Below are 25,761 nucleotides of genomic sequence, written 5' to 3' on the forward strand. Positions count from 1 at the left end.
TTTACAGTTTGGTATAAAATGTTTTGTTTTTTAATAAAATTTTACTTATTTGACTTATATAAATAGATTTAAATGTTTTTAGTGATTATTATCGTTGATTTGATAACTTTTAATAAAAAATATCATTTATTATCACTTTTTCGACTGAATAAATTTTTAATCTGCTTCAAATCTGGTTTCACTCGCATTTCCGCATAATTTGAAAATTGGCACCTTCCATTGCTTGACAAAGGAGATAGGGTGCTGTTTTTTCCTTTTTAAAACAACTAGATATAAATTATCCTAGAATAGGATGGTTTTAATCATACAAAATTCATTTTTTCTTTGATAATCAATTAATGGAAAATTACCGCTTTGAGATCATTTTTAGCACTATTACGTCAGAATGTGAGATATAGGCGGATAATTTAGCGTTGATAAAAACGATTTTGCTGTTGGAATTTAAGGTATTTTGATGGGAAGGTGGAGGTGCAAATAAAAAAAGATAACTCGCCGGATGAGTTTTAGATGTGCTTGCAGAAGTGAAAGAAAACAGCGAAGTTAAAATGATGTTGACTCAACGCCCTAAAAAAGAGGCAGGACATCAGTTGAAGAATGAATAATAGCCTATCCTAACAGGATATTATTCCAAACTTTTTGCTCTGGCAGACGACTTTTTTGTCAGGTAACCATCCAAAGGTAATTAACGCCAATCAATGGCCCCACTTTTTCACAGGGCAGTAAGCCATTTTGCTGAAATCGTTCAAACCCTGACGTTTATTAAACGAATTTGCCGACCAGAATAAGGCTAAAAAACTGCTACAGGCGCAACGTGACTCTAACGAAACGTTAACGGTAAAGAGTCATTCCGGCCCGTTGTATCGCTTTTGTGGTTATCTGGTGTCTGTCAATGATGCAACTGGGATGAAGATGGGCAATAAAAATATTAGCCCACGCGCACCGAGATTGTACTTGTATCATGCCTATCTTTCTTTTATGGAAGCGCACGGCTTTGAACGTCCGCTGACACTGACTAAGTTTGGTGAATCCATCCCCAAGATTATGCTGGAGTACCGAAAAGAGTATCGGAAAGTGCGAACCAAGAAAGGTTACTCTTATAACGTTGAATTATCGGAAGAGGCCGAAGAATGGCTACCGTCAGTGCCTGAATGTCGAGACTTTGAATCACCTATATAAAACTTTTGGCTTTAGGTCTGCATTCCATACACCACTTCAAATATCGAACTGTATTTAAAAGAAAATAATAGATGTATAGTTATTTTTTAATTATACATCAACTCTACATTCTCTTCATTAATCTAAAAAATGGGTGAACAGATGATACAGTCAGTGAATATCATATTAATTGCATCAAACCCAGATGTAGCAAGGCTTTCAGGGAATTGTGCAGAGGGTGCATAACTTAGAGGGTGAAAAAGATTTTCAAAGGGGGCTTCTGGCAGGTAAATAAAATCAGAAGCAAATACTGTGCGCAGTCCGGTTTTTATTTTTTGGCACTATCTGAAATTCACATTAGGTCATTATCTGATTTTATTTAAGCGTAGAAATTAATCACAATTTCATTGATGGGTTTTTATTCACACTGGAATAGATAAATAATTCTGTTATATCCTGTTTCACTGAGTATTTATCGGAAGTGCTGTTACAGGAGACAAGAATGTCACACCTCATTTACTTGTCGTTAAAAGGCAAGAAGCAAGGGCTTATTTCAGCGGGATGTTCCACGCCGGAATCTATCGGAAACCGCTATCAGGCAGGGCGGGAAAATGCAATACAGGTACTGAGTGTGAATCACTCGGTGAGCCGTGACCAGAACGCACATCATCATCCTGTCAGTTTTACTAAGCCTATTGATAAATCCTCACCGCTGTTAGTGATGGCAATTGACGGTAACGAATTGTTAGAGGCTGTTTTTTTATGTTACCGAACTAACCCGATGGGGCAGTTAGAAGCCTTTTATGAAATTAAGTTAACAGGTGCAACCCTTGTTGATTTTACCTGTCATTACCCCCACTCAATAAACAGTAATGACCAGATACCGTATGAAACGGTACAGCTTGATTACAAATCCATTTCATGTAACCACATCGCCGCAGGGACTTCGGGCTACAGCATTACACAATTAGCCGGACGTGAAGAAGGCAAACCGCTTTTATCTGGGTTCTCGAATGTTAAGCCACTTAAGAAGCCGCTGGTTGAAGAAAATCCGATAAAACCCGCTAAACATCATGCCCGTTATCGTTGTGTGGATGATAACGGCAATCTTTTAACCGAATGCAAGTATCGGGTTTGCCTGCCGGATGGTCAGATAAAAACAGGGACGACTGATAAGCAGGGCTTTACCCAATGGCATCTCACGGATGACAAAAATAACCTGAATTTTCATATTTTAAAGGATTAATACCATGCCAACCTATACTGTTCAGACAAAAATAGAATCCAACGTGCCGGTTGAAAACCTGCTTTACGATTTAGCCATTTATCGTCGGGATGCAAAAGGGAATTTACATATCTTGCTTGATGTTTTTCAGGAAACACTACAGAGTAATTATGAAACACAACAGCATGTCACGCAGGAAACAGACGACTCACTTTCCGTCATTTATATCATGCAAATGATGCTATACCGCAAACATGTCTCAAATGTATTTCCGGTACTGCAAACCCCTTTTAAGAAAATGTATACCCTCGGTGAATTTGTTTCGGGTAAAGCCTGCTCGGAGAAAAAACGGGAAAATGCCTGTTATTTTGAAAGTACAATTGAAACAAAACCGGTCAGCAAGGGGGATAATACCGTTGAATTAAGAATCACCATTCCTGAACGGCCTTTTATTGCGAAAGAATATCCAATTGGTCATCCACACGATCCGTTTGAAAAAAGTAAAATTGAATCACAAATTCAGGATAGGTTGTCTAAAAGAACTTATCCGGATCAAAATGGAGCAAGTTTATGTGGCCCTGCTGCTTTTTTTTATTGCCTGCAAATAGACAGACCGGATATTTATGAGCAGGCTGCCCGCGAATTATGGAAATATGGCAAAACTAAAATTGGTCAACTGGAAATTAAACCGGGTGAGGGTTGCCGACATCCTAAGGGCTCTTTTTATGATGGAAAAGACGAAGAAATTTCAGGGTTGGATTGGATAACATTAGCAAGTTTGAGAGACTCAGAAAATATGATACTGAGTTACGATGAGGTTGCATCTCCGGTAGCAGGGATTACTGCGTGGTGGCCACTGTCAGAATGGTTTGAAAAAGCTGGTTATGAAAAAGTATTTAGTAATATTAGTTTAATGCATAGTAATAAAAAGGATATCGAAGAACTGAATAATTATATTGAACAAGGTTATCATGTGGTTTCTTTAATTTCTGCTGGTATGTTAGGGACCTTGAGGGAAACATCTGGTAAAAATCATTGGGTTGTTTGGGAAGATAAATTAAGAGAATACGATAATAGTGTTAACCTCATATTATTTTCATGGGGGAGGGTTAAACCGTGGGTAAAAAGTAATACATCATACGATTATTTTATGGAGCATACTTTTGGAGGGTTGGTTTTTAAGCCAATGAAATAAAAATGAGGAAAATAATACTCTTGCTTTTTATTCTCTTTACTTCATCATGCAGCTCACTTTCTGTATCTGTTTATCCCGAAGAAAACTATCTGCCGGATGCCACTGTAGGTAAGGAATATCATGTTTCTATTCTTATAGAAGGCGGTAGTGTATATTCCAAAACACCAATTATTATAGAACCACCTGATTCAGGAATAAAATGGAGTCCTCATAAAAGTAAATTTATGCTTCATGGTAAAGAGGAAATATCAGAAGATTATAATCATTTGATAATAAGTGGCAAGCCATCGAAAGTAGGTGAAATATATATAACCGTAGGAGGAGGAGTTAGCGGGACAATGTTTACAGGGGGAGGAAAATTTAACAAGATCTACACCATAAAGGTAAAAGAATAATAAAATTAGCAGAATGGCGATTTATATCGCCACTCTTTATATTTTTAATAAAAAATATTCTCTACTTATATTTTGTATGCTTACTCAGCACAATTGAATATCTTTCTTATTATTTTCATGATGTTAAAAATCTAAGCCATTAAAAAATTAAAATTTGTGCGTAGAGACACCATGAAAAAATTACTCGAATTACGCCAGCAAAAATCCGATTTAACCCATCAAATACGTTCGCTTCTCACTAAGGCTGAAACTGAAAAGCGCTCACTCAATGCCGATGAAGCCAAACAATTCGACGAACTGCGCAGCCAGTCCGATACGCTGAATACTGAAATTGCCCGTTATGCGTCATTGGCTAATGAAGAACGTAGTTAGGCAAAGAACCAGCCGACCAACAAAAAACTCAGTAATGATGAATTGCGCCACTATGTTCCGACTGGCGAAACTCGTTCTTTATCTACGGGCGTTCCGTCTGATAACGCGGTTTACTCTGCCCTTGAGTTGGGAATGAGGGCACGTCCCGAAGGTATCCTGTTTGCCATTACCACAGCGGGCAGTAACGTTATTTCGGCCTGTAAGCAGCACTATGATTATTGTTGTCAGATACTGGACGGCGAAGAACAAAATGAATCCCTGTTCGCCCTGATTTACGAACTGGACGACGAGAAAGAGATTGATGATGAATCCCTTTGGATTAAAGCTAATCCCAATTTAGATATATCGGTAGATAGTGCCTCACTACATGACACCATCCAGAAAGCCCGTGGCATTCCCTCGCAATGGACAGAGATGCTAACCAAACGCTTTAATATCTGGTGTCAGGGCGAAACGCCGTGGATGGGCGAAGGCGCATGGAAAGCCTGCCAGAGTGATTATGATGAAAACGATCTTAAAGGGTTGGAATGTTACGCCGGACTGGATTTGTCTTCAACAGACGATATCACCAGCCTCTGTTACACGTTCCCCGTGGATAATGAACTGTTAGTACTGACCCGCCATTACCTGCCCGAAGCACAATTGCAGAACCCCGCCAATAAAAATCGTGCGGTTTATCGCCAGTGGGTACAAGCAGGCCGGATACGCATCACCGCAGGCGACTGCATTGATTATGACCGTATCCGCGATGACATCCTCAACGACAGCCAGCAGTTTGATATCAAGCTCGTCGGCTTTGATACGTGGAACGCCACGCATCTTAGAGCCCAATTACAGGGCGCGGGGCTGGATGTTGAACCGTTCCCACAAACCTATCTACGTTTTAGTCCGGTGGCAAAATCAGCAGAGGTGTTCGTGAATCGTAAAGTCATTCGTCACAACGGCGATCCGGTGCTCGCGTGGGCAATGTCCAATGTGGTGATGGAAACCGATGCAAACGCCAATATCAAACCGAACAAGAAGAAATTAGCAAACAAGATTGACTCTGCAATCGCTCTCCTGATGAGTTTTGGCACATGGCAGATTGAGCATGAGGAGTTTGTGTTTAGCTTAAACGAGGAACAGCAACAACGATTAAATAATTTTGACGGAATTTAGCTAATTTATTGATTTTTATTGAATGGCAATCAAAGTGTAAAAGAGTGAGGAATCTCACCTTTACTTCACCAAGTTTTATCAATCATTAGATAGATTTTATTAATTATTCACTTGTCATTTTATGTCATCCTGCCACCAAAACATGCAACCTATCAAATATTAGTCAATCCGTACTCTCCAATATTGATGAACCATTTATTGATGTTCACAGGCGGAGTAGTATCCCACCGCCTTCATGTTACTTAGCAATGTGTATTGTTGATTAAATGAGGGAATTACTATGCAAGATAAGAAGCCTGATGCACCTGTTTCAGAAGATAGCAATTTGGTTATTGTTACTACGCCGGAATATGTCAAAGATTCAATCAAAGAAGCTATTGATCAGCACGCTGCAAGTCGTAATCATCCCTATGCAACATTGGACGATAGAGGTTTTGTCACTCTCAGTAATGATGTTTGTAGTGATAGTGAAACTCATGCAGCAACATCTAAAGCAGTTAAATCGGCAAATGATTTAGCAAACAAAGCTAATGATAATGCTGATACTCGTTTGGCAAAAGACCAGAATGGAGCAGATATACCTAACAAAGAGGAATTTGTTAAGAACCTTGGACTGGCAGAAGGATCGGTATTACCTGTTGGTGTTCCCGTTCCTTGGCCGACAGAAACGGCGCCAGAAGGATGGCTTATATGTAATGGTGAGCCGTTTGATAAATTCAAATACCCGAAACTTGCTATTGCCTATCCATCAGGAATATTACCTGATTTGAGAGGGGAATTTATTCGTGGGCTAGATAATGGACGTGGCGCAGATCCAAGTAGGGAAATATTAACACATCAGGAAGGAACTATTATTTCAGGTTTCGATGACAATGATACAGGGGACATAAGCTCTATTGGTGAACCAAAATATGCGTTTGGTGATCCTATGACAGATACTCAATGGGCAAATATTAAAGGTAAGAAATGGATATATTGGAATAAGGGGAATTCAGATTTGTATGATTGGTGGGCTTATACTTCGGCACGTCCACGTAACGTAGCATTCAACTATATAGTTAGAGCAGCTTAAGACTGAATCAATATAGATAATTTTTAACTCACAGCTTCCTGTGAGTTCATCTCAATTTCACAGATTATTTTAATATCAGGGGCAATCTAAGCTGCCCCTGTTTTTAAGCACTCCAATATGCTTAATAGATATAACGCAAAAAGTTAAGCGTTTATACGAGTTCGATTATTTAGTCAGATAAACCAATCAGTTAAAGTAGCCCCGCCATCGGCAAAATCCGGTGGTCAGGGATTTGCAACCCTGTAGAGCTATCCACTGGTAGGATGTTTCTACCAGTGTGCCTGCGTTCGCTTTTTCTATGGTGGTTCAGGCGGGGGAGGCTTCGGCCTCGCCGGACGATAGCTCCCGGTATTGCAAACCCTGTCTGAATCGCCACCATCAATGCTTAATTAATGGAAGGGGTAGCAGGAATGAATAACGTTAGAAATGACTGGCATCAAGCCGATATTATTGCTGCATTGCGTAAGCGCGGTACAACTTTAGCGGCAGTCTCCCGTGAAGCGGGACTCAGTTCATCTACACTGGCAAATACTCTCAGCAGACCGTGGCCTAAAGGCGAATGGATTATCGCTAACTATCTCGAAATATATCCCTCTGAAATTTGGCCTAGCTGTTATTTTGATTCTTAGACCGGAGAATTATTAGAAAGGAAAGTTCGCGATAATTCATCAGAATAATCATTCTAATGTCAGAAAAACATCAGGGAAATAGTCACCTCATTTCATTGTTCACAGTATGTGATTGGCTGGCACTATCGGTGATGTTATTACGAAAAGGTCAGATGATAACCGTTACAAAGAAATCTTCTGATGGGTAGAAATTTAGCCATCACTTCAGTTTCTCAATAACTTTCGACGAAATCCTTCGCAACCCTCTATTGCTCTGAATACGCCTCGATTTTAAACATCTTTATTTTTCTTTCTGGTACTTACGCTTTGCAACGTGTCTTTATGTTGAGGAATTTTTGGTGGGGTAATCCTAAACAAAAAAGCACTCACTCAAAAAGAGAAAGTGCTTCTTCAACAACATGTTACTGGACTAGGATCAGTTCATGCCGTATTTTTTCAGTTTTTTACGCAGGGTACCACGGTTGATTCCCATCATCAGTGCTGCGCGGGTTTGGTTACCACGGGTGTACTGCATCACCATGTCCAACAGTGGTTGTTCTACTTCAGCCAGTACCAGCTCATACAGGTCATTGACGTCTTGACCATTCAGTTGTGCAAAATAGTTCTTCAGTGCTTGTTTAACTGAATCACGCAGAGGCTTTTGAGTCACCTGATCTTGTGAATTAACAGTAGCAACGGTTAGTACATCAGAATTTACGCGTTGTTCGAACATAGTTCTGTCAGCTCTTTTCTTTATTTACGCAAAAATTTTCGAAGTATGCTTCCAACGCCTCCAGCTGTTCGCTGGCATCCTCAATGGCGTTGAATGAGCGCCGAAACTGGTCATCAGGAGCATGTTCCTTGAGATACCAAGATACATGCTTGCGTGCAATACGAACTCCTTTGCCTTGACCGTAAAAATCTTGCAGCTCTCGTATATGCTCGCTCATTAAACGCTGCACTTCGCCTATGGGCATCGGTGGCAGCAGTTCTCCTGTTTCCAGATAGTGCTGGATTTCCCGAAAGATCCAGGGTCTTCCCTGAGCAGCGCGGCCTATCATCAGGGCATCAGCCCCGGTGTATTCAAGCACTGCTCTGGCTTTTAGCGGGTCAGTGATGTCGCCATTGGCAATAATTGGAATGGCAACAGTCTGCTTAACTGTCCGGATATTGTCGTATTCGGCTTCCCCATTAAACAGACAGGCGCGTGTCCTGCCGTGTATGGTAAGAGCCTGAATACCACAACGCTCGGCCAATTGGGCAATTTCTACACAGTTTCGTTCTTCCGGTGACCATCCAGTGCGGATCTTCAGAGTGACAGGCACATCAACTGCATTGACTACCGCAGAAAGGATTTTTTCAACCAATTCCGGGTAACGCAGCAATGCAGAGCCTGCCAGTTTACGATTCACCTTTTTGGCCGGACACCCCATATTGATATCGATGATCTGAGCGCCACTGTCGACGTTAATTTTCGCCGCTGCCGCCATTTCATCGGGATCACTACCGGCTATTTGTACAGAACGCACTCCGGGTTCATCGCTATGAACCATACGCAACCGAGATTTATCTGTCCTCCAAACTTGTGGGTTGGAAGAAAGCATTTCTGAAACTGCCATTCCGGCTCCCATGTGGTAGCACAAAGATCTAAACGGGCGATCTGTTATGCCAGCCATAGGGGCTGCAATAAGACAGTTTTTCAACTGGTATTGTCCGATACGCATAGGCGAAGAAAGAGTGGTCAACTGTGACTAAGGGCGCGTATATTACGCATTTTTCACAAGATATGAAAGGCCAAACTTTGAGCGAATCGATATTTATAACGGATTTTTTCCAGTTGATTTTTTCAAAAATGACAAATTATCTTTAAATAACATATAGTTATGCGTTATTGATGAAATTTATTATTACCAATATTTCTAATCATAAAGAGAGCGGATTACCACCAATTGACCTCCTGGATCATCATTTTAGTGGATAATCTCGCTTTTCAATAGAGCTGGGGTGATTATTTTTTAATCCCTGTGATGCGACACCACTCTTCTTGTTCTGCTATTGGATCAATAATGAATTCATTGTCATAGGCTTGAGCGACTCCTTCAGCCTGACTTGCCAGAACACCCGACAAGCCTAATAATCCACCAGATTTAGGTAACGAGCCGATAATCGGGGCCAGTTCACGAAGTGGGCCTGCCAGTATGTTGGCAATCACGACATCACATTCAAGATCGTTAGGTTGATCTTTGGATAAGTAAAGTGTCAGCTGGTCAGATACACCGTTACGTTCAGCGTTATCCCGGCTTGCCTGAATCGCTTGTGGGTCGATATCAATACCGATGGCGCGCTTCGCACCCAATTTTAATGCCGCGATGGCCAAGATCCCTGAGCCGCAACCAAAATCGATGATGGTTTTGCCTGCTAAATCAAGGCCATCGAGCCATTGCAGGCAAAGGGATGTGGTTGGGTGAGTACCGGTTCCGAACGCCAGGCCGGGATCAAGCATGACGTTAACTGCGTCTGGTTCTGGTACTTCGCGCCAGCTGGGACAAATCCACAGGCGGTTGCCGAAGCGCATTGGGTGGAAGTTATCCATCCATTCACGCTCCCAGTCTTTATCTTCCAGTTGTTCAATTTTGTGGATAAAGCCCTTGCCCAATTGCGGAACTTGTTCCAGTTGGCTGACGACGGCTTTCATGTCCATTTCAGCGTCGTATAATCCGATAACATCGGTATCGCCCCATAAACGGGTTTCACCCGGCAGCGGTTCAAAGATCGGGGTGTCGTGGCTATCCTGGAAGGTAACTGATACCGCTCCGCTTTCTACCAGCTCATCACCCAATGCTTCCGCTTGTTGTCCCGTGGTGTTTAATCTTAATTGTATCCAAGGCATAAAAACTCTCTTTTTGGTAACACTTTTTGTCAAGGTAAAATCGTTGAAAAGGTAAAGTCACGCTGCGATTACTGGGATGCAGCGCTCTGTTGTCTGTGTCCCATCATATTCCCTAACCCGAATGCCAGTAAACTTAACAGCAGTGATGGCACGATGGGATGAAAACCCAGCAGATGGAGATTGAACGTTGCCAGCAGGGTGTAGCTTGTTGCACCTGTCAGCATTGAGCTGATTGCGCCGTGTGCATTGGCATTTTCCCAGTATAGTCCCAGAACAAGGGGCCAGAGGAAAACGGCTTGCAGGCCGCCAAATGCCAGCAGATTCAGCCAGATAATCATTTCTGGCGGACGCCATGCCGCCAACAGCAGTAAGGCACCTAAAATTAAAGTGGAATAGCTGGAAATGCGTGACAGTTTTTTCTCTTGTTTGAGCTGTTGCGGAAACAGGTTCAAATAGAGATCTTTGACGATAGTCGCAGAGGATTGCAGCAGTTGGGCATTAATCGTGGACATAATTGCAGCCATTGGCGCGGCCAGAAATATTCCCGCAGCAACCGGGGGCAATACAGTGATCATCAGGGTTGGGATTACCTGATCAGGAATGGTCAGATCAGGAATGATCGCGCGACCAAGTGCACCCGCAAGATGCATCCCGAACATCAGGATCGCCATTACAATAGTGCCAAGAATAATACCGCGATGAACGGCTTTGCTGTCTTTATAAGAAATGCAGCGCACCGCTGTGTGTGGCAGCCCGACGACACCAAAACAGACGAGTACCCAGAAAGATGCCATGAATGGCCCTGTGAGGATGTTATCGGCGCCATGTGGTGACACCAGATTCGGGTCAATCGTGCTTAAAGTGGAAATGGCTGCCGACAGCCCTCCGGCTTTGTAAATAATGCCTGCCAGCAATAACGTTGTTCCCAGCAGCATCACCAGCCCTTGCAGGGCATCATTGAGGACACTGGCCCTGAACCCGCCAAACGCGGTGTAAAGGGCAATCGATACACCAAAAATCAGCAAACCTGTGTCGTAAGGAATGCCGGCGGCAGTTTCCAGCAAACGCGCTCCGCCAATAAACTGGACAGTCATTGCGCCGACAAAGGCGACCAGCAGGCTCAGGCTGGCAAACCAGACCAGAAAGCGGCTCTGATAGCGGGCATAGAGCATGTCATTGAGTGTCACCGCATTGTAGCGACGGGCAAGGATGGCAAATTTTTTCCCCAGTACGCTAAGGGAAAGCCATATCGCGGGGAGTTGGATCATGGATAACAAAACCCAGCCAATACCGTACTTATATGCTGCCCCCGGCCCGCCAATAAACGAGCTGGCACTGATATAGGTTGCGGTAATCGTCATTGCCAATACAAAACCGCCCATTGAGCGATTGCCGAGAAAATATTCATGCAGAAATTCACCCGTTTGGCGGCGGCGATAAGCATAAATGGAGAGCAGGAAAACCAGTGCCAAATAGCCTACGAGAGGAAAAATCACTTCACTTTGCATCGGTATCCTCCAGCGGTACATCTTTGAATATATACTTCACCATCAACCAACAGAGGATGATAAATAAGGCGGGCAGCAGCAGGCAAGCCAGTTCAAACCAGCGGGGCAGGCCAGTGAAGCCAATGTCATCACTGGGTAAATAGGCGCACAGCAGCCAACCAACAAGATAAGCCAGCGTCAGGAATACAGCCCAGCGTGCTTCTTTGTGGGATTGAACAAATCGTCTGTCCATCCGTTCTCCGGGTAACTTATAGGAAACAATATGGCGAGAATTGTACGGCAATGCGCAGATTTATTCAGGAGAAAATGTGCCGTGTCATTTTTAATAAAATCAGAGGGGTAATTAAAATTTAAATGCAAGTATACTTGATTGAAATTCACATTCGTTTTTTCTAATTGTTAACAATTGGAAAGCTACACATGGAATTAATTGATTTATATTTAATTTGAAAAAAATCATTTTATTTCAGTGTGTTCTTTAAATGAAAAGGCTACTCTGCTTTTATTGGATTTTTGAATATAAAAATAGATTACATTAAGTGTCTATATCGTTAATTTCATTTCTTCCCACTATAAATTCAATAACCTCTCCCTTCCTTTTCTGCTCTGTGTAACTTTTTGATAAATATTTGTTTTTATGTTTTCATTGTTCTCTCATGATCTGATTTTGTCAATTTCATGCTGCTTTAAAAATTGATCTTTCACGTTTTTAAATTAGATAAATAACATGAGTAAATCTATTTTTTCATGTTCTTCTAATGCGTGTGGTTATTTCTACCGGTTCGGTTTTTATCAGCTAACCATCTGTATGGCTAATGATTTAATCATGGAGGATGACAATTCAAGGTGTCCTGTTTGTAACCGGGAATATATTTTGCGCAGAAAATAAATATACGTTTTTTACTTATCGTATTAATTGGGTGAGTAAAACCAGTCAGAAAGGTAGGGCGATATGGAAAGGAAAAGAATTAAACTGTGGGCAGATAAACAGTGTTATCGAATTAAGCAGGGAGTTGGGCGAGCCATGTTTGCCCAAATTGCAATTCTGGCTGCGGCGACTTTGACCCCTACGGTAGTGGTGGCCTCAGCACCCTCTGCTACACAGCAAGGCCCTTCTCTGAGCAAATCCTCCACGCAGTCGGGTGATAGTGTGAGTTCCCCCCAAAAAACGCCTCCTGAAAAACTGTTGGCAGAAAAACAGGAACAGGTATCGTCTGCTGGATCTCCTGAAAATACGACTGAACACTGGTTGGCCAGTGGCGTTTCCCGTGCTGCCGGATTGCTGAAAAATGGCAATGTTGTGGATAGCTTCAAGAACCAGCTGCACAGTATGGCGATCAGTGAAGCTAACCAAGTGGTGCAAAACTGGTTGCAACGCTATGGAACTATCAAATTGCAGGCCAATGTGGATGATCGCGGGCGTTTGGAAGGCAGTCAGTTTGATATGCTGCTGCCGCTTTATGACATTGAAAAACAGATGGCCTTTACCCAGTTTGGTCTGCGTCACATTAATAGCCGGACGACTGCTAATTTTGGTCTGGGGCAGCGCCACTTCTTCGATACCAGCCTGCTTGGTTATAACGCTTTTCTTGACCATGATATTACCCGTGACCATACACGCATTGGCATTGGGGCTGAATATGCCCGTGATTTTATGAAGTTTGGCGCCAATGGCTATTTCCGGGCCAGTGGCTGGAAAGAGGGTAAAAAGCTACAAGATTATGATGAGCGTCCGGCCAATGGGTTTGACCTGCGTGCCGAAGGTTATATGCCCACGTATCCGCAGTTGGGGGGCAAGTTGGTTTATGAGCAATATTTTGGGCATGAGGTTGGTTTGCTGAGTGAAGAGCACCGGCAGAAAAATCCTGCTGTTTTCACCTTGGGAGCCAGTTATACGCCGATCCCTTTGGTGACACTTGGTATTGACCGTAAACAGAGTGCGCAGGGACACGGCGAAACCCTGTTCAATTTTGGCCTGAGCTATGAATTGGGAACGCCATGGTCGGAACAGGTTAATCCGGGAGTTGTGGCCTTTAAACGCAGCCTGCAAGGCGGGCGCTATGATTTGGTTGAACGTAATAATCAAATTGTTCTGGAACACCGGAAAAAAGATCTGGTACATCTGACGATAGAAAACCGGATTAGTGGGCGCGGCAACGAAATTATGCCGCTGAATGTCACAATCCGTTCTAAATACGGCCTGAAAGAAATTATCTGGGATACTGCGGCGCTGGAAGCCGGGGGCGGTCAACTGGAGAAAGTCGCTCCGTCCATCCGTGGCGGAACGCATTACCGGCTGACTTTGCCTCCATACCATGACAAAGGCAACAACACTTATATCCTGTCTGGTATCGCTTATGACAATGAGGGCAATGCCTCTGAACGGGCAGAGACGCAAGTCCGGGTACTCTCTTCAGAAATCGCAATTGATCATTCAGGTTTTGAAGTTCCCCATACCGCCATGCTGGCTGATGGTAAAACCCAAACGGCACTCTGGCTTAAACTCCTCGATAAGGATGGCAATGTGGTCAGAGGGGCGTCCGATAGCATTGAACTGTTCTCTGATCTGAAGGGGTTGAAAGGTCAAGGCAAAAATCCTGAGCTGGATTCAAAACCCAAAGAAACACCGGAAAACAGCGGGATTTATAAAGTCCTTGTGACGTCTGGCGAGAAATACGGTAAATGGGAAATACAGGCAGCCGTGGATGGTCATGAGTTATCTCCTGCGGTGATTGATTTTTCTGCGTCATTGGCGGAAATAGCCGATGTAGAAAAATCGCAGTTCAGGGTATCGAAGGAAGGGGCATTGGACCCAGATGAATCAGTGACTTTCGGACTGACTTTATTTGATAAAAACGGCAATGTCATTACCGGCGCTGAAGATTATCTGAAATTGGAATTGAATGACAGCGGATTATATAGTCAGGGCAAAAAACCGTCGGTGGGGCAAGTGAAAGAGTTGCCATCAGGGAGTGGTCAGTATGAATGGTCTGTTAAGGGAGACGGGACGAAAGGCCAATTAGGTGTGACTATCTCTGTCGAAGGGCGGGCAATAAAAACGATTAATGTCATTTTTGGCAATACATTAGCGGATACAGTGAGTGATGCCTATTCCAAAATCAGTGTCGATGTGACGCAGTTAGAAGTTGATGAGAATCATAAACAGCAGACCACCCTGCGATTGGAGTTGAAAGACGCGCAAAATAAACCTATTACAGGTGTTCAGCAGCATATTCATTTTAGTGGCACTGGCCTGTCTGGCCCCGGAAGTGAGCCGACGATAGGGAAGACACAGGAAGATCCAAACCATCCTGGAACTTATACCGCTACTCTCACTGCGGGTACGCAAACCGGTGAGTGGACGATAATGCTGGATATTGACGGTAAGACGCTGAATCAAATTGTCGGCCGGATAACCTTTGCATCCCTGCTGGCAGATTCGGTCAATGACAAAACGTCGACGCTGACCATCAACCCCCAGACGCTGGAAGCCGGCACAGGTAAACTGGCCCACATTCAACTGATGCTGAAAGACAAGGATGGCCAGCCGATGACAGGGAAGGCAAGTCACATTGCCTTTGAGGGCAGTCAACTCCCCGGCAGCGGCACTGATCCCGAGATTGTGGATATCAGGGAAGATGAGAACAACCAAGGCACCTATATTGCCACGATTCAGGCCGGCACAAAAACCGGTGACTGGCAGGTCACGCTGAAGGTTGACGGCAAGACGCTGGGCAAAATCACCAACCATATAACCTTTACGTCACCGCTGGCAGATTTAGTCAATGACAAAACGTCGACGCTGACCATTAACCCCCGGACGCTGGAAGCCGGCACAGGTAAACTGGCCCACATTCAACTGATGCTGAAAGATAAGGATGGCCAGCCGATGACGGGGAAGGCAAGTCACATTGCCTTTGAGGGCAGTCAACTCCCCGGCAGCGGCACTGATCCCGAGATTGTGGATATCAGGGAAGATGAGAACAACCAAGGCACCTATATTGCCACGATTCAGGCCGGCACAAAAACCGGTGACTGGCAGGTCACGCTGAAGGTTGACGGCAAGACGCTGGGCAAAATCACCAACCATATAACCTTTACGTCATCGCTGGCAGATTTGGTCAATGACAAAACGTCGACGCTGACCATCAACCCCCGGACGCTGGAAGCCGGCACAGGTAAACTGGCCCACATTCAACTGATGCTGAAAGACAAGGATGACCAGCCGATGACAGGGAAGGCAAGTCACATTGCCTTTGAGGGCAGTCAACTCCCCGGCAGCGGCACTGATCCCGAGATTGCGGATATCAGGGAAGATGAGAACAACCAAGGCACCTATATTGCCACGATTCAGGCCGGCTCGAAATCGGGTCAATGGAAGGTCACGTTGAAGGTTGATGATGTCAAACTGGACCAAATTGCCGCCAGCATAAATTTTGAACCATCACTGGCAGACAGGATAAATGAAAGTAAGTCGACATTCGCCGTCGCCACCAAGAAGTTGGAAGCTAACAATCACATGAAAACCGAAATTAGCCTGATCCTGAAAGACAATGATAATCAGCCGATAACGGGGGCTCAGGAATACATTCATTTTGATTTGAGTAAATTGTCCGGTCACGGTAATCCACCTGAAATAGGAGCGGTTCAGGAAGAGGAGGGAGTTCCCGGAACCTATAAAGCCACCCTTATGGCAGGCGGGCAAGCAGGCAGCTTGACAGTGACACCCAAAGTCGGTGAAAAGGTTCTGAGTTCACTCTCTGACACGGTGGAGTTTACTCCGGCAATCCTCCCCAAGATCTCTAAACTGAAACTGCAAGTCGTTACTGAATCATATCCGTATAACGAGCAAATTCTGATGGTTGGGCGATCCCTGAAGGTTGACTATGAATTTGACAGCAATGGCAGCAATGGAACGGACAACTCTTTTTACGCTTGGGGTAAAAAGGGAGAAACTGCTGCTGCGGTAAAAGAACTGGCTAATTCGGGGGATAACGGAAACAAACCTGATTTGCAGGGTGATGCTGATAGTACTTTGGTAAAAGGTACAGTGAAAGATGGCAACGGCGTCCCCCTTTATCTGATTAGAGAAGAGCATGCCGGTGAAGTGCTTGAGTTTTCAATTCTGGCGAGAAATGGGGAAAATACCCGTACAAACGATATCTTAACGCGGTCAACGGATGAGCCGGCAGATCAGGGAAATGAAACAATTAGTAAAATTGGTGGAGGCCGAGTATCCAATATTGCGGGATCTGTGGTCATCAAGTTGGATGCAAACGGGAAAGGGGAGACATTACCTATCGGCATCGGTGGCAAGTCAGTGATTAAACTCAGGGCTAAATCTAACCTTGCAGCAAATTCCGTCTCAGATACGGCCCAACTGACGGTTAGCACTCTAAATAAGAATAAGACACCTGCACCTTGGGTACATGTGGAGATTACACTAAGCGGGGAGGATCGAAAAAGCAAAACAGTACCGGATGCGGATGTGAAAACTCGCTTGGCTCCAAGCAAGGGAAACTATGCCACAACGAAATATGAGGGATATACAGACGGCACAGGCCAGTTGGTGATGACAGTTTCTGATCCGGATGGAAAAGGTATTCAAACATATTTGAGAGCGAGAGCGGATACTTTGATGGGCGCTGTATCAGATACGCACTCCATTATCTTTACTGTCATTACCAGCCCTGATGACGATAATGCGACTTATTGGGGGCATATGCCAAAGACGGTTACAGCAGGCGGCAAAACTTTCCATCGTCCGCAACTTGCTGATGAGAAACACCTGGAGGATAAGCATGGTTACGAGAAAAATAACGAAACTTGGTTAAGGATGAAATGGAGTACAGTAAAAGAGTATTGTAAGTATGGAAATGAATTTAATTCTGTTCTACCAACAATTGCGGATGCAAAGGGACTGGCTGAATACAATTTAAGCACTGAAGATCTGTATCTTTATTATGGTTGGCCTGTGAAAAATGGCAATAACGGATACAAGATCTGGACTTCAGAAACAACATCCAAGGGAAGTAAGGAAAGAAGGGCGGTTGTTGATTTAGATACAAATACCCTTGGGGATAATGGCAGTGACGACCCTGATAAAGGAGAATATTTTATCCCTATTTGCTTAAAGTGAGCACTTAGCAAGTATCCCATCAGCGAATTGATGCCCCCAGAAAGACGGGGTTTTACGGCGCATTGGGTAATATTGCCATGGGGCTGTCAACTGTCAACCGGACCGGAAATGCCGGAATTCACCGTTAACAACCCCATTAATTACAGCGAATAGCGATGAGTACACAATTGTCTTGAATCGTTTAATTTAATCCCTCCCGATGGGTGCAGCCATCTTCTGAAAATGACCAGTGTACCTAATATCAAAACATGACTTGGGTATCCGAGGCTATTGCAAAAGGCGCGCCCGAAACATCCCCGATAACAAAATTACCTCTGTAGAGCACAATTTCGGGCAATTTTCCTGCTATGCCAATTTGATACATCCACATTTTTTCATCATCCCCTACAAAATATACGGTCGCTTTTTTATCCGAATAAATAACAGTAGGAGAACTGAATACCTCAGTTCTGTGACTATACAGGCTTCCATCAGCCAGAAGGCGTCCGGCAGAAGGGCCATGTGCAGAAAAAATTGCGTAACATAGCTCATTGTATTGGCTTCTGTAGAATACAATATGTTCCCCTCTCCAAGCGTTATAGATCGAACTTGGACTGCCAATGACCGTTAGTTTGCTATAAATTCTCTGCCCTGTTGTGCTCTGACGATGAAAATCAATATCAAAGCTTGCAAGCTTTTGATCAGCGTTTACATAGAAGACTTTTGCATTATCACCGAGATGATTATCAAAGTGCACCATCGATGGGTATCCGGAAATTTCATATTGTTTTAAATCAGCATCCAACTCACTTAAGCCTCCGAGGTTTAATCTTAATGGGTTGTTATTATCAAACCTGAGAAAAGCAGCATTCAAGGTGCCAGAGGATTCTTGATATAAAAAATTGACATTACGCGAGTGGTTAAAAGGAACAATCGTTGAGCTAGAAGTAAAATCGGTGTTTGCATATTCACCATTACTGACATCAACCAGTACGATGTCAGTTGCTCCAAAATATCGATACTCTCTTAGAACCATATAGAGCTTTTCTGGCCCGCTCTGGTCAGTTTTATATAAAAAACCAGCAGGATTATTTTTCTTTTCTGTCTCCACTTCTGTCACTGTTTTTTGTTTTTCCCAAACGTCTTCATAAGCATCATATCGCACAACACTTCCGTGATATGAATCTTTTAATTTAAATAATATATAGTGATATCTCATATGATACATCTCCTATGACTATTTCATTTCGGGTTTTATTTATATGATATTATTGATGTGTGTTAACATAATTTTAAAATCTCCTTTTTACCCGGTGCCAATAATATTGATTCATTTTTATTAACGTCGGGGTATTTCCATTATTTATTGAAACGATCAATAACTACCATATAGATAAATCATATGGGATATGAAACGCAATATTTGACAGGGTATTGATACAATACTTTAATTTTCATTAATCAGTGAAATGCCTAAGAAAGGCGGTCAGTGTCTATAAAAGACATTCTCCTCGCTAAAGGAATATACATGATGGCTTATAAACAACTGACCGAAACAGAAAAATATCAGATTTTCAGCCTGAAAGAAGTGAGTTTTCAACTTGTTGAATTCTCAACCCGCTATTTCAGTAGATATCGAAAGGCTTAAGGGTGCTGACGCCGTCATTGTATCCATTGACACAGGCGTAAACGTTATTGTCGCCCAGGTTGTACGGAGTTATTTTACCTTTGAAGCCATAAATGCCTGGATAGGGAAAGTTATCGACAGGAGCACTAGTCCAGTAACTGGCATTGTTCCAAGGTTCATAGGCACCTATATAACTCTCAATACTATAACCCAGGTAGTAATTTTTGTATGGGCCATTTGCAATAATGATGTAATATTTCTCCTCATAGGAAATGATATCATATGTCGTTTCTGGGGAGCTCTCAAACACCATCCATCCGCTACGATTAATATTGACATAATTCATATTTTGGATACCTTTATATCCCATATATACCGAATATACGGTATCAAGGATCTCAGGTTTAGGGGCAGATTGGGGGTTGTCAAGCGAAGAAAGTATGCTGCCAGGTGTGGTATGTTTGAACAGACCTTCAGGCTGTTTTTTAGGTGCATTAAGTTTCATGCTAAAACTCCTTTATTAAATTTTGACAGTTTAAGGCTATATTGATTAACTGAGTGCTGTTGAATTAACAATGCCAAAAATGTGTTTTTTAGTGTTAATCGTTGCCAATTTCTTCTTACATACGTCTTTAATTAAATTCCATTACCTGAATAATAACTTTAATCGCAAATTATAAAGATATCATTATTTTATTTATCTCGGTTTTTATATATACCAAAATTTCTTGTCGGTATAATTTTTCAGGTTATATTACAATTTGTTTGTGGTTGATATTAATAATCCCTATGTGTTTAATAAAAAATTTTTTTAAAAGTGATTTTTAATTTCTCTTTTTTCTAACCAAATATGACAAATAGCCTGAATAAATTAAATAAGACAGATAAAAGATAGTTGGAGCGGCATAAAAAAGGTGATGGATTAAATTCGTTGAGGAAAAACAAATAAGGCGCGGTGAAGATCTGTTTTATTTTTTTTGGGGGGGCTTGTCTGGAATAAAATCCCATCCTTTAAAAGATGGGATTTATTTAACCCAGCAAATCCTGAATAAAAATCAAAGAAACCTGACTTAGTTCTGCAAGCCCAGTTTCTTCTCCAGATAGTGGATATTGGTTCCGCCTTTCTGGAAGTTTTCGTCATTCATGATAGCCAGTTGCAGGTCAATATTGGTTTTGATGCCATCAATAATCAACTCAGCCAGGGCATTCTTCATACGTGCAATCGCCACTTCACGGGTTTCGCCGTAGGTGATCAGCTTACCAATCATGGAATCATAGTAAGGGGGTACGGTATACCCTGCATAGATATGAGATTCCCAACGCACACCAAAGCCACCCGGTGAGTGGAAGTGGGTGATTTTGCCCGGACTCGGCAGGAAGGTTTTTGCATCTTCTGCGTTAATGCGGCATTCGATCGCATGACCCTGAATTTTGATATCTTCCTGTTTGATGGACAGTGGCATACCCGCAGCAATGCGAAGTTGCTCTTTGATCAAATCAACACCGGTGATCATCTCTGTGACCGGATGCTCAACCTGAATACGGGTATTCATTTCAATAAAGTAGAATTCACCGTTTTCGTACAGGAATTCAAAAGTACCCGCACCACGATAACCAATTTCGACACAAGCGTTGGCACAGCGTTCACCGATATTGCGGCGCAGTTCGGAGGAAATGCCCGGCGCAGGTGCTTCTTCCACCACTTTCTGGTGACGGCGCTGCATGGAGCAGTCACGTTCAGCCAGATAAAGGGCGTTGCCCTGACCATCAGCCAAAACCTGAATTTCAACGTGACGTGGGTTTTCAAGGAATTTCTCCATGTACACCATGTCGTTGTTGAAAGCCGCTTTGGCTTCTGCACGGGTCAAGGCGATGGATTGTTCCAGATCTTTATCGCTGCGAACAACACGCATACCACGACCGCCGCCGCCGCCTGAGGCTTTGATGATCACCGGATAGCCGATGCGGTTTGCAATGGTTTTGTTTTTCTCGGTGTCGTCACCCAATGGGCCGTCAGAGCCGGGAACACAAGGAACACCCGCTTTTTTCATCGCGCTGATAGCGGAAACTTTATCACCCATCAAACGGATGGTATCTGCTTTCGGGCCGATGAAGATAAAACCGGAGCGCTCAACCTGCTCGGCAAAATCCGCGTTTTCAGACAAGAAACCATAACCCGGGTGGATTGCCTGTGCGCAAGTGATTTCCGCCGCAGAAATAATGGCTGGAATGTTCAGGTAACTTTTTGCTGACGCCGCAGGACCGATGCAGACAGTCTCATCGGCGAGCAGGACGTGTTTCAGGTCACGGTCTGCCGCAGAATGTACAGCAACCGTTTTGATCCCGAGTTCCTTACAGGCTCTCAGGATACGCAGTGCTATTTCACCGCGGTTAGCAATGACAATTTTTTCAAGCATGGAAACGCCTCGTTATTCGATGACGACCAAAGGCTCGTCGAATTCAACAGGTTGACCATCCTGAGCCAGAATCGCTTTCACCACGCCTGTTTTGTCAGCTTCAATCTGGTTCATCATTTTCATCGCTTCAACAATGCACAGGGTTTCGCCCTGATTAACATGCTGGCCGATTTCGATGAACGCTTTTGCATCCGGGCTTGGTGAACGGTAGAAAGTACCGACCATCGGAGAACGAACAATGTGGCCGCTGATTTCCGCAGGTTTGTCAGCAGCCGCAGATAGTGTTACTGCTGGCGTTGAAGCGGGTACTGGCTGCTGAACAGGCGCAGAGATATATTGCTGAGTAACTGGCATTGCCGGCGCAGCGGTTGTGCGACTGATGCGTACTGACTCTTCACCTTCAGAAATTTCCAGTTCAGAAATGCCAGATTCTTCAACCAGCTCGATCAGTTTTTTTATCTTACGAATATCCATGAGTGTGATTCCGTACTCTTGTATAAATTAGTTGGATGTTGACAAGCGGTTGACCGCTGCCTGTAATGCAAAACTATAACCATCTGCACCTAACCCGCAGATCACACCCACCGCGATATCGGAAAGATATGAGTGGTGGCGGAAAGGTTCACGGGCATGCACGTTGGAGAGGTGAATTTCAATAAATGGAATATCCACCGCCAAAAGTGCATCGCGTAGTGCCACGCTGGTATGCGTGTATGCCGCAGGGTTAATCAAAATAAAATCGGTATTGCCCCGCGCCGAATGAATTCTTTCAATCAGTTCAGATTCTGCATTGGATTGCAGATGGGATAACTCGACGCCCAATGGGTGAGCTTCTTTTGACAGTTTGTCAACGATGTTATTAAGCGTTAACTTGCCGTAGGTCTCAGGCTCTCTCGTCCCCAACAGATTCAGGTTGGGGCCATTCAAGAGTAAAATGCGAAACTTGTCTGCCATTGTGCGGGTATCTCCGGCAATCTGTCAACAATCGTTCAAGATAACTCGATGTCGATGGTTTGTCATCTCTTTCTGATAGCTAGATTTGTAAATTTGACGATAAAGTCCGACATTATAAACATATCGTAGCATTTAGCAGCAAAATACTGGTCTTATCAGCGAAGCTTCACGATTGTCCTGCCCATAGCTTGATTATTTACCAATTTATTGGCGTGTTCGATGACCTGTTCTAATGTAATTTCATTGGCGGTTTGCCGATAAAACGAATCTGGCAGGAGTTTTTGCAGCCGTTGCCAAATGGCAGGGCGTTTTGAGGAGGCAACGGTAACAGAGTCAACCCCCTGCAAGCGAACATTGCGCAATATAAAAGGCATCACGGTGGTGGAGAGCCGGCTGTCACTCGCCAGCCCACAGGCCGCGACCACACCGTTATAGTTAACTTGTGTCAGTAATGTCGCCAAAACCATGCCGCCCACAGTATCAATAACACCCGCCCACCGCTGTTTACCTAATGGGGCCGAGGTCTGGCTGAAGTCGCTGACAGGCAAAACCGCTTTTGCGCCCAGTGAAAGAAGGTAATCGTGATTATCGGGTTTGCTGCTGATTGCAACAACGGAATAACCTAATTGTGATAACAAAGTCATCGCGGTACTGCCCACACCACCGCTGGCACCTGTTACGACAATTTCTCCGCTTTCAGGTGTGATCCCCCCTTGTTCCAGCGCCATGACACACAGCATGGCCGTAAAACCGGCTGTACCGATGATCATTGCCTGGCGCAGAGTTAACCCTTGTGGCAACGGCGTCAGCCAGTCACCAGAGACTTTTGCTTGTTCTGCCAGCCCGCCCCAGTGCTTTTCACCGACCCCCCAGCCAGTGAGCAAAACATGCTGGCCGATATGAAAACGTGGGTCTTCTGAGTGATGAACAACGCCTGAAAAATCAATCCCCGGGATCATGGGAAACTGACGAACGATTTTTCCTTTGCCTGTAATCGCAAGTGCATCTTTATAGTTGAGCGTTGACCAGTGAATATCAATGATCACATCACCAGAGGGTAACTGTGATGGCTCAATATCTTGAATGGATGCGGATAATGTCTCGTTCTGGTCAAGTAATAAAGCTTTCATGAATATTCTCCCCGGAGTATTTATCTGACACCATTATTTTTTGGTGTTACAACATTTGCATTCACACAAATTTGTATTCCAGCTATTTTTGACATTGACACAATATAGATAAAATTTGATGAGCTGAAACGGGCAAGTAACAATATTGTGATAGAGAATGCTAAAAACGGTGATTACTTATTTTTGTTCAGGACGGTACGGTAAGGGATAACAATAGACAGAACAGCAATGAGGAGAAGTGGTTAGACAATCTCTCCAGAATGACCCTGCTTTGTCAATGACCATTGAGCATGTCGAAAAATGACGCCAGTTTATACCCGATGCATCTCTTACCTTATACTAAGGGAATTCTTGTCACGCTGTGCTAAAGGAAGAATGGCGTGATTTTGCAGCCTATGACACGGTATTGTTTAGCTATCGTAGCCGAATGAAGAAGATAATTTCTGAGGTTATGTAAATATTGGTTAAACATACTGAAATAATCCTATGTCATCATAGAAGCGCTAAAAGCGGGATAGCAGTATTGCAAGATGCACTATAATGTTGTTTTTTTAGTACATTAGGTTATTCAGGTATTCTGTCATGAGGTTATTGGTGAAATTAGCCCATTTTTATGCAGTTTTTTTCTGCTCCGTTAGAGAAAAGTAACGTAGAATATCGTATTTCTGATGTGAATAACGTAGCCACTTTTATTGAAGTAGTAAAAGTAGTTAATCATGCGCCTTGTCGCTGCTTCATGTGGTTGGTAGAGTAGACGGACAATCTCCGTCCCCAGCTTGCAGGATTATCCTTTCGTTATGTTAAAGAAATTTCGTGGCATGTTTTCCAATGATTTGTCCATTGACTTGGGTACTGCCAATACCCTTATTTATGTTAAAGGAGAAGGGATCATATTGAATGAACCCTCTGTCGTTGCTATCCGCCAGGATAAGGCGGGTTCTTCAAAAAGCGTTGCGGCTGTAGGGCATGCAGCAAAGCTGATGCTGGGACGTACTCCGGGTAATATCGCAGCCATCCGTCCGATGAAGGATGGGGTTATTGCTGATTTTTATGTCACGGAAAAAATGTTGCAGCATTTTATTAAACGGGTTCACGACAACAGCTTTATGCGCCCAAGCCCACGGGTCCTGGTTTGTGTGCCTGTTGGAGCGACTCAGGTTGAACGCCGCGCCATTCGTGAATCAGCGCAAAGCGCAGGCGCCCGCGAAGTCTTTTTGATCGAAGAGCCAATGGCGGCGGCTATTGGTGCGGGCCTGCCGGTTTCTGAGGCAACCGGCTCAATGGTCGTGGATATTGGTGGGGGAACAACAGAAGTTGCGGTTATCTCTCTCAATGGTGTTGTTTATTCTTCTTCTGTCCGTATCGGTGGTGACCGTTTTGATGAAGCCATTATCAACTATGTTCGCCGCAACTATGGCTCTCTGATCGGGGAAGCCACCGCAGAACGCATCAAGCATGGAATCGGTTCTGCTTATCCGACGGATGAAGTCAATGAAATTGAAGTGCGTGGCCGCAATCTGGCAGAAGGTGTGCCGCGCAGCTTTACGCTTAATTCCAATGAAATTCTTGAAGCCCTGCAAGAACCATTGACCGGCATTGTGAGTGCAGTCATGGTGGCTCTGGAACAGTGCCCGCCAGAATTGGCCTCCGATATCTCTGAACGGGGTATGGTACTGACCGGTGGCGGGGCGTTATTGCGCAACCTTGATCGACTTCTGATGGAAGAAACTGGCATTCCTGTCATTGTGGCTGAAGATCCGCTCACCTGTGTTGCCCGTGGCGGCGGCAAAGCGTTGGAAATGATCGATATGCACGGTGGCGATCTGTTTAGCGAAGACTGAAACTAACTCTGCGAGCTGGGAGGCGGATAATTTTATTTTAGCCTCCTTGCTGATTGTGCAGGAGTTTTATCATTTATGAAACAAAGTAGTTCAACA

General features: G+C 43.8%; 17 protein-coding genes and 4 pseudogenes. 10 read left to right on the plus strand and 11 right to left on the minus strand.

Annotated elements, in window-relative coordinates; genetic code table 11:
• Window positions 1-756: 756 nt before the first annotated feature.
• The 8 genes and pseudogenes from Xsze_RS06370 to Xsze_RS06400 all read left to right on the plus strand — a co-directional run.
• Window positions 757-1,176: pseudogene (locus tag Xsze_RS06370) on the plus strand (winged helix-turn-helix domain-containing protein); the annotation flags it as partial.
• A 481-nt stretch (window positions 1,177-1,657) separates the two neighbouring features.
• Window positions 1,658-2,116, plus strand: a pseudogene (locus Xsze_RS23190) (Hcp family type VI secretion system effector); the annotation flags it as partial.
• A gap of 289 nt (window positions 2,117-2,405) precedes the next feature.
• Window positions 2,406-3,575 carry a hypothetical protein gene (locus Xsze_RS06380; protein WP_038240682.1) on the plus strand — a complete coding sequence of 390 codons (1,170 nt, stop codon included), beginning with the start codon at window positions 2,406-2,408 and terminating at the stop codon, window positions 3,573-3,575.
• A gap of 2 nt (window positions 3,576-3,577) precedes the next feature.
• Window positions 3,578-3,970, plus strand: a complete 393-nt coding sequence (locus Xsze_RS06385) for a hypothetical protein (RefSeq protein ID WP_038240683.1) — start codon at window positions 3,578-3,580, stop codon at window positions 3,968-3,970.
• 171 nt (window positions 3,971-4,141) lie between these two features.
• A pseudogene (locus tag Xsze_RS22090) lies at window positions 4,142-4,444 on the plus strand (phage major capsid protein); the annotation flags it as partial.
• Window positions 4,442-5,500, plus strand: a pseudogene (locus tag Xsze_RS06390) (terminase large subunit); the annotation flags it as partial. The pseudogenes Xsze_RS22090 and Xsze_RS06390, both read left to right, overlap by 3 nt.
• A gap of 280 nt (window positions 5,501-5,780) precedes the next feature.
• Entirely contained in the window at window positions 5,781-6,572 is a 792-nt protein-coding gene (locus tag Xsze_RS06395; RefSeq protein ID WP_244431845.1) for a phage tail protein, read from the plus strand.
• 410 nt (window positions 6,573-6,982) lie between these two features.
• Complete coding sequence (locus Xsze_RS06400) at window positions 6,983-7,201, plus strand: helix-turn-helix domain-containing protein (protein WP_051462514.1); 219 nt, start codon at window positions 6,983-6,985, stop codon at window positions 7,199-7,201.
• 415 nt (window positions 7,202-7,616) lie between these two features.
• On the opposite strand, the gene fis is transcribed toward Xsze_RS06400, so the two are convergent.
• From fis to Xsze_RS06425, 5 genes are all read right to left on the minus strand, one after another.
• Window positions 7,617-7,913 (minus strand): DNA-binding transcriptional regulator Fis, encoded by a 297-nt coding sequence (gene fis / locus Xsze_RS06405; RefSeq protein WP_010847912.1) that lies wholly within the window; start codon window positions 7,911-7,913, stop codon window positions 7,617-7,619.
• Between the two features lie 7 nt (window positions 7,914-7,920).
• A complete protein-coding gene (gene dusB / locus Xsze_RS06410; protein WP_038240685.1) occupies window positions 7,921-8,904 on the minus strand; it encodes a tRNA dihydrouridine synthase DusB in 984 nt (327 codons plus the stop codon).
• Between the two features lie 284 nt (window positions 8,905-9,188).
• Window positions 9,189-10,070 carry a 50S ribosomal protein L11 methyltransferase gene (gene prmA, locus Xsze_RS06415; protein ID WP_038240686.1) on the minus strand — a complete coding sequence of 294 codons (882 nt, stop codon included), beginning with the start codon at window positions 10,068-10,070 and terminating at the stop codon, window positions 9,189-9,191.
• A gap of 68 nt (window positions 10,071-10,138) precedes the next feature.
• On the minus strand, window positions 10,139-11,578 hold the full coding sequence (panF, locus tag Xsze_RS06420; protein ID WP_038240687.1) for a sodium/pantothenate symporter: 1,440 nt from the start codon (window positions 11,576-11,578) through the stop codon (window positions 10,139-10,141).
• Entirely contained in the window at window positions 11,568-11,810 is a 243-nt protein-coding gene (locus Xsze_RS06425) for a YhdT family protein (protein ID WP_038240688.1), read from the minus strand. Before Xsze_RS06425 ends, panF begins: the two co-directional genes overlap by 11 nt.
• Before the next feature lie 720 nt (window positions 11,811-12,530).
• Here Xsze_RS06425 and Xsze_RS06430 point away from each other — a divergent pair.
• Window positions 12,531-17,717, plus strand: coding sequence for an inverse autotransporter beta domain-containing protein (locus Xsze_RS06430; RefSeq protein WP_099139109.1), 5,187 nt, complete (start codon window positions 12,531-12,533; stop codon window positions 17,715-17,717).
• A 241-nt stretch (window positions 17,718-17,958) separates the two neighbouring features.
• Here the strand turns inward: Xsze_RS06430 and Xsze_RS06435 are convergent, their stop codons facing one another.
• The 6 genes from Xsze_RS06435 to acuI all read right to left on the minus strand — a co-directional run bounded on the left by Xsze_RS06435 (window position 17,959) and on the right by acuI (window position 23,824).
• Complete coding sequence (locus Xsze_RS06435) at window positions 17,959-18,915, minus strand: hypothetical protein (RefSeq protein ID WP_038236816.1); 957 nt, start codon at window positions 18,913-18,915, stop codon at window positions 17,959-17,961.
• Window positions 18,916-19,321: 406 nt separating this feature from the next.
• Complete coding sequence (locus Xsze_RS06440; protein WP_038236812.1) at window positions 19,322-19,828, minus strand: hypothetical protein; 507 nt, start codon at window positions 19,826-19,828, stop codon at window positions 19,322-19,324.
• 565 nt (window positions 19,829-20,393) lie between these two features.
• Complete coding sequence (gene accC, locus Xsze_RS06445) at window positions 20,394-21,740, minus strand: acetyl-CoA carboxylase biotin carboxylase subunit (RefSeq protein ID WP_038236809.1); 1,347 nt, start codon at window positions 21,738-21,740, stop codon at window positions 20,394-20,396.
• Window positions 21,741-21,752: 12 nt separating this feature from the next.
• The gene (gene accB / locus Xsze_RS06450; RefSeq protein ID WP_038236806.1) at window positions 21,753-22,214 is read right to left on the minus strand and encodes an acetyl-CoA carboxylase biotin carboxyl carrier protein; all 462 of its coding nucleotides are present in this window, start codon (window positions 22,212-22,214) and stop codon (window positions 21,753-21,755) included.
• Window positions 22,215-22,241: 27 nt separating this feature from the next.
• Window positions 22,242-22,694 carry a type II 3-dehydroquinate dehydratase gene (gene aroQ / locus Xsze_RS06455; protein ID WP_038236802.1) on the minus strand — a complete coding sequence of 151 codons (453 nt, stop codon included), beginning with the start codon at window positions 22,692-22,694 and terminating at the stop codon, window positions 22,242-22,244.
• Window positions 22,695-22,849: 155 nt separating this feature from the next.
• Window positions 22,850-23,824 (minus strand): acrylyl-CoA reductase (NADPH), encoded by a 975-nt coding sequence (acuI, locus tag Xsze_RS06460; RefSeq protein WP_038236800.1) that lies wholly within the window; start codon window positions 23,822-23,824, stop codon window positions 22,850-22,852.
• A gap of 797 nt (window positions 23,825-24,621) precedes the next feature.
• On the opposite strand from acuI, the gene mreB reads away from it, so the two are divergent.
• A complete protein-coding gene (mreB, locus tag Xsze_RS06465; protein WP_038236797.1) occupies window positions 24,622-25,665 on the plus strand; it encodes a rod shape-determining protein MreB in 1,044 nt (347 codons plus the stop codon).
• The last annotated feature ends 96 nt before the right edge of the window (window positions 25,666-25,761 follow it).

This window comes from Xenorhabdus szentirmaii DSM 16338 (assembly GCF_002632585.1).
Taxonomy (GTDB): domain Bacteria; phylum Pseudomonadota; class Gammaproteobacteria; order Enterobacterales; family Enterobacteriaceae; genus Xenorhabdus; species Xenorhabdus szentirmaii.

Bases quoted from the DNA above. Each gene is read 5' to 3' on its own strand.
- Xsze_RS06380 (WP_038240682.1), top strand. From the start codon at position 2,406: ATGCCAACCTATACTGTTCAGACAAAAATAGAATCCAACGTGCCGGTT.
- Xsze_RS06385 (WP_038240683.1), top strand. From the start codon at position 3,578: ATGAGGAAAATAATACTCTTGCTTTTTATTCTCTTTACTTCATCATGC.
- Xsze_RS06395 (WP_244431845.1), top strand. From the start codon at position 5,781: ATGCAAGATAAGAAGCCTGATGCACCTGTTTCAGAAGATAGCAATTTG.
- Xsze_RS06400 (WP_051462514.1), top strand. From the start codon at position 6,983: ATGAATAACGTTAGAAATGACTGGCATCAAGCCGATATTATTGCTGCA.
- fis (WP_010847912.1), bottom strand. From the start codon at position 7,913: ATGTTCGAACAACGCGTAAATTCTGATGTACTAACCGTTGCTACTGTT.
- dusB (WP_038240685.1), bottom strand. From the start codon at position 8,904: ATGCGTATCGGACAATACCAGTTGAAAAACTGTCTTATTGCAGCCCCT.
- prmA (WP_038240686.1), bottom strand. From the start codon at position 10,070: ATGCCTTGGATACAATTAAGATTAAACACCACGGGACAACAAGCGGAA.
- panF (WP_038240687.1), bottom strand. From the start codon at position 11,578: ATGCAAAGTGAAGTGATTTTTCCTCTCGTAGGCTATTTGGCACTGGTT.
- Xsze_RS06425 (WP_038240688.1), bottom strand. From the start codon at position 11,810: ATGGACAGACGATTTGTTCAATCCCACAAAGAAGCACGCTGGGCTGTA.
- Xsze_RS06430 (WP_099139109.1), top strand. From the start codon at position 12,531: ATGGAAAGGAAAAGAATTAAACTGTGGGCAGATAAACAGTGTTATCGA.
- Xsze_RS06435 (WP_038236816.1), bottom strand. From the start codon at position 18,915: ATGAGATATCACTATATATTATTTAAATTAAAAGATTCATATCACGGA.
- Xsze_RS06440 (WP_038236812.1), bottom strand. From the start codon at position 19,828: ATGAAACTTAATGCACCTAAAAAACAGCCTGAAGGTCTGTTCAAACAT.
- accC (WP_038236809.1), bottom strand. From the start codon at position 21,740: ATGCTTGAAAAAATTGTCATTGCTAACCGCGGTGAAATAGCACTGCGT.
- accB (WP_038236806.1), bottom strand. From the start codon at position 22,214: ATGGATATTCGTAAGATAAAAAAACTGATCGAGCTGGTTGAAGAATCT.
- aroQ (WP_038236802.1), bottom strand. From the start codon at position 22,694: ATGGCAGACAAGTTTCGCATTTTACTCTTGAATGGCCCCAACCTGAAT.
- acuI (WP_038236800.1), bottom strand. From the start codon at position 23,824: ATGAAAGCTTTATTACTTGACCAGAACGAGACATTATCCGCATCCATT.
- mreB (WP_038236797.1), top strand. From the start codon at position 24,622: ATGTTAAAGAAATTTCGTGGCATGTTTTCCAATGATTTGTCCATTGAC.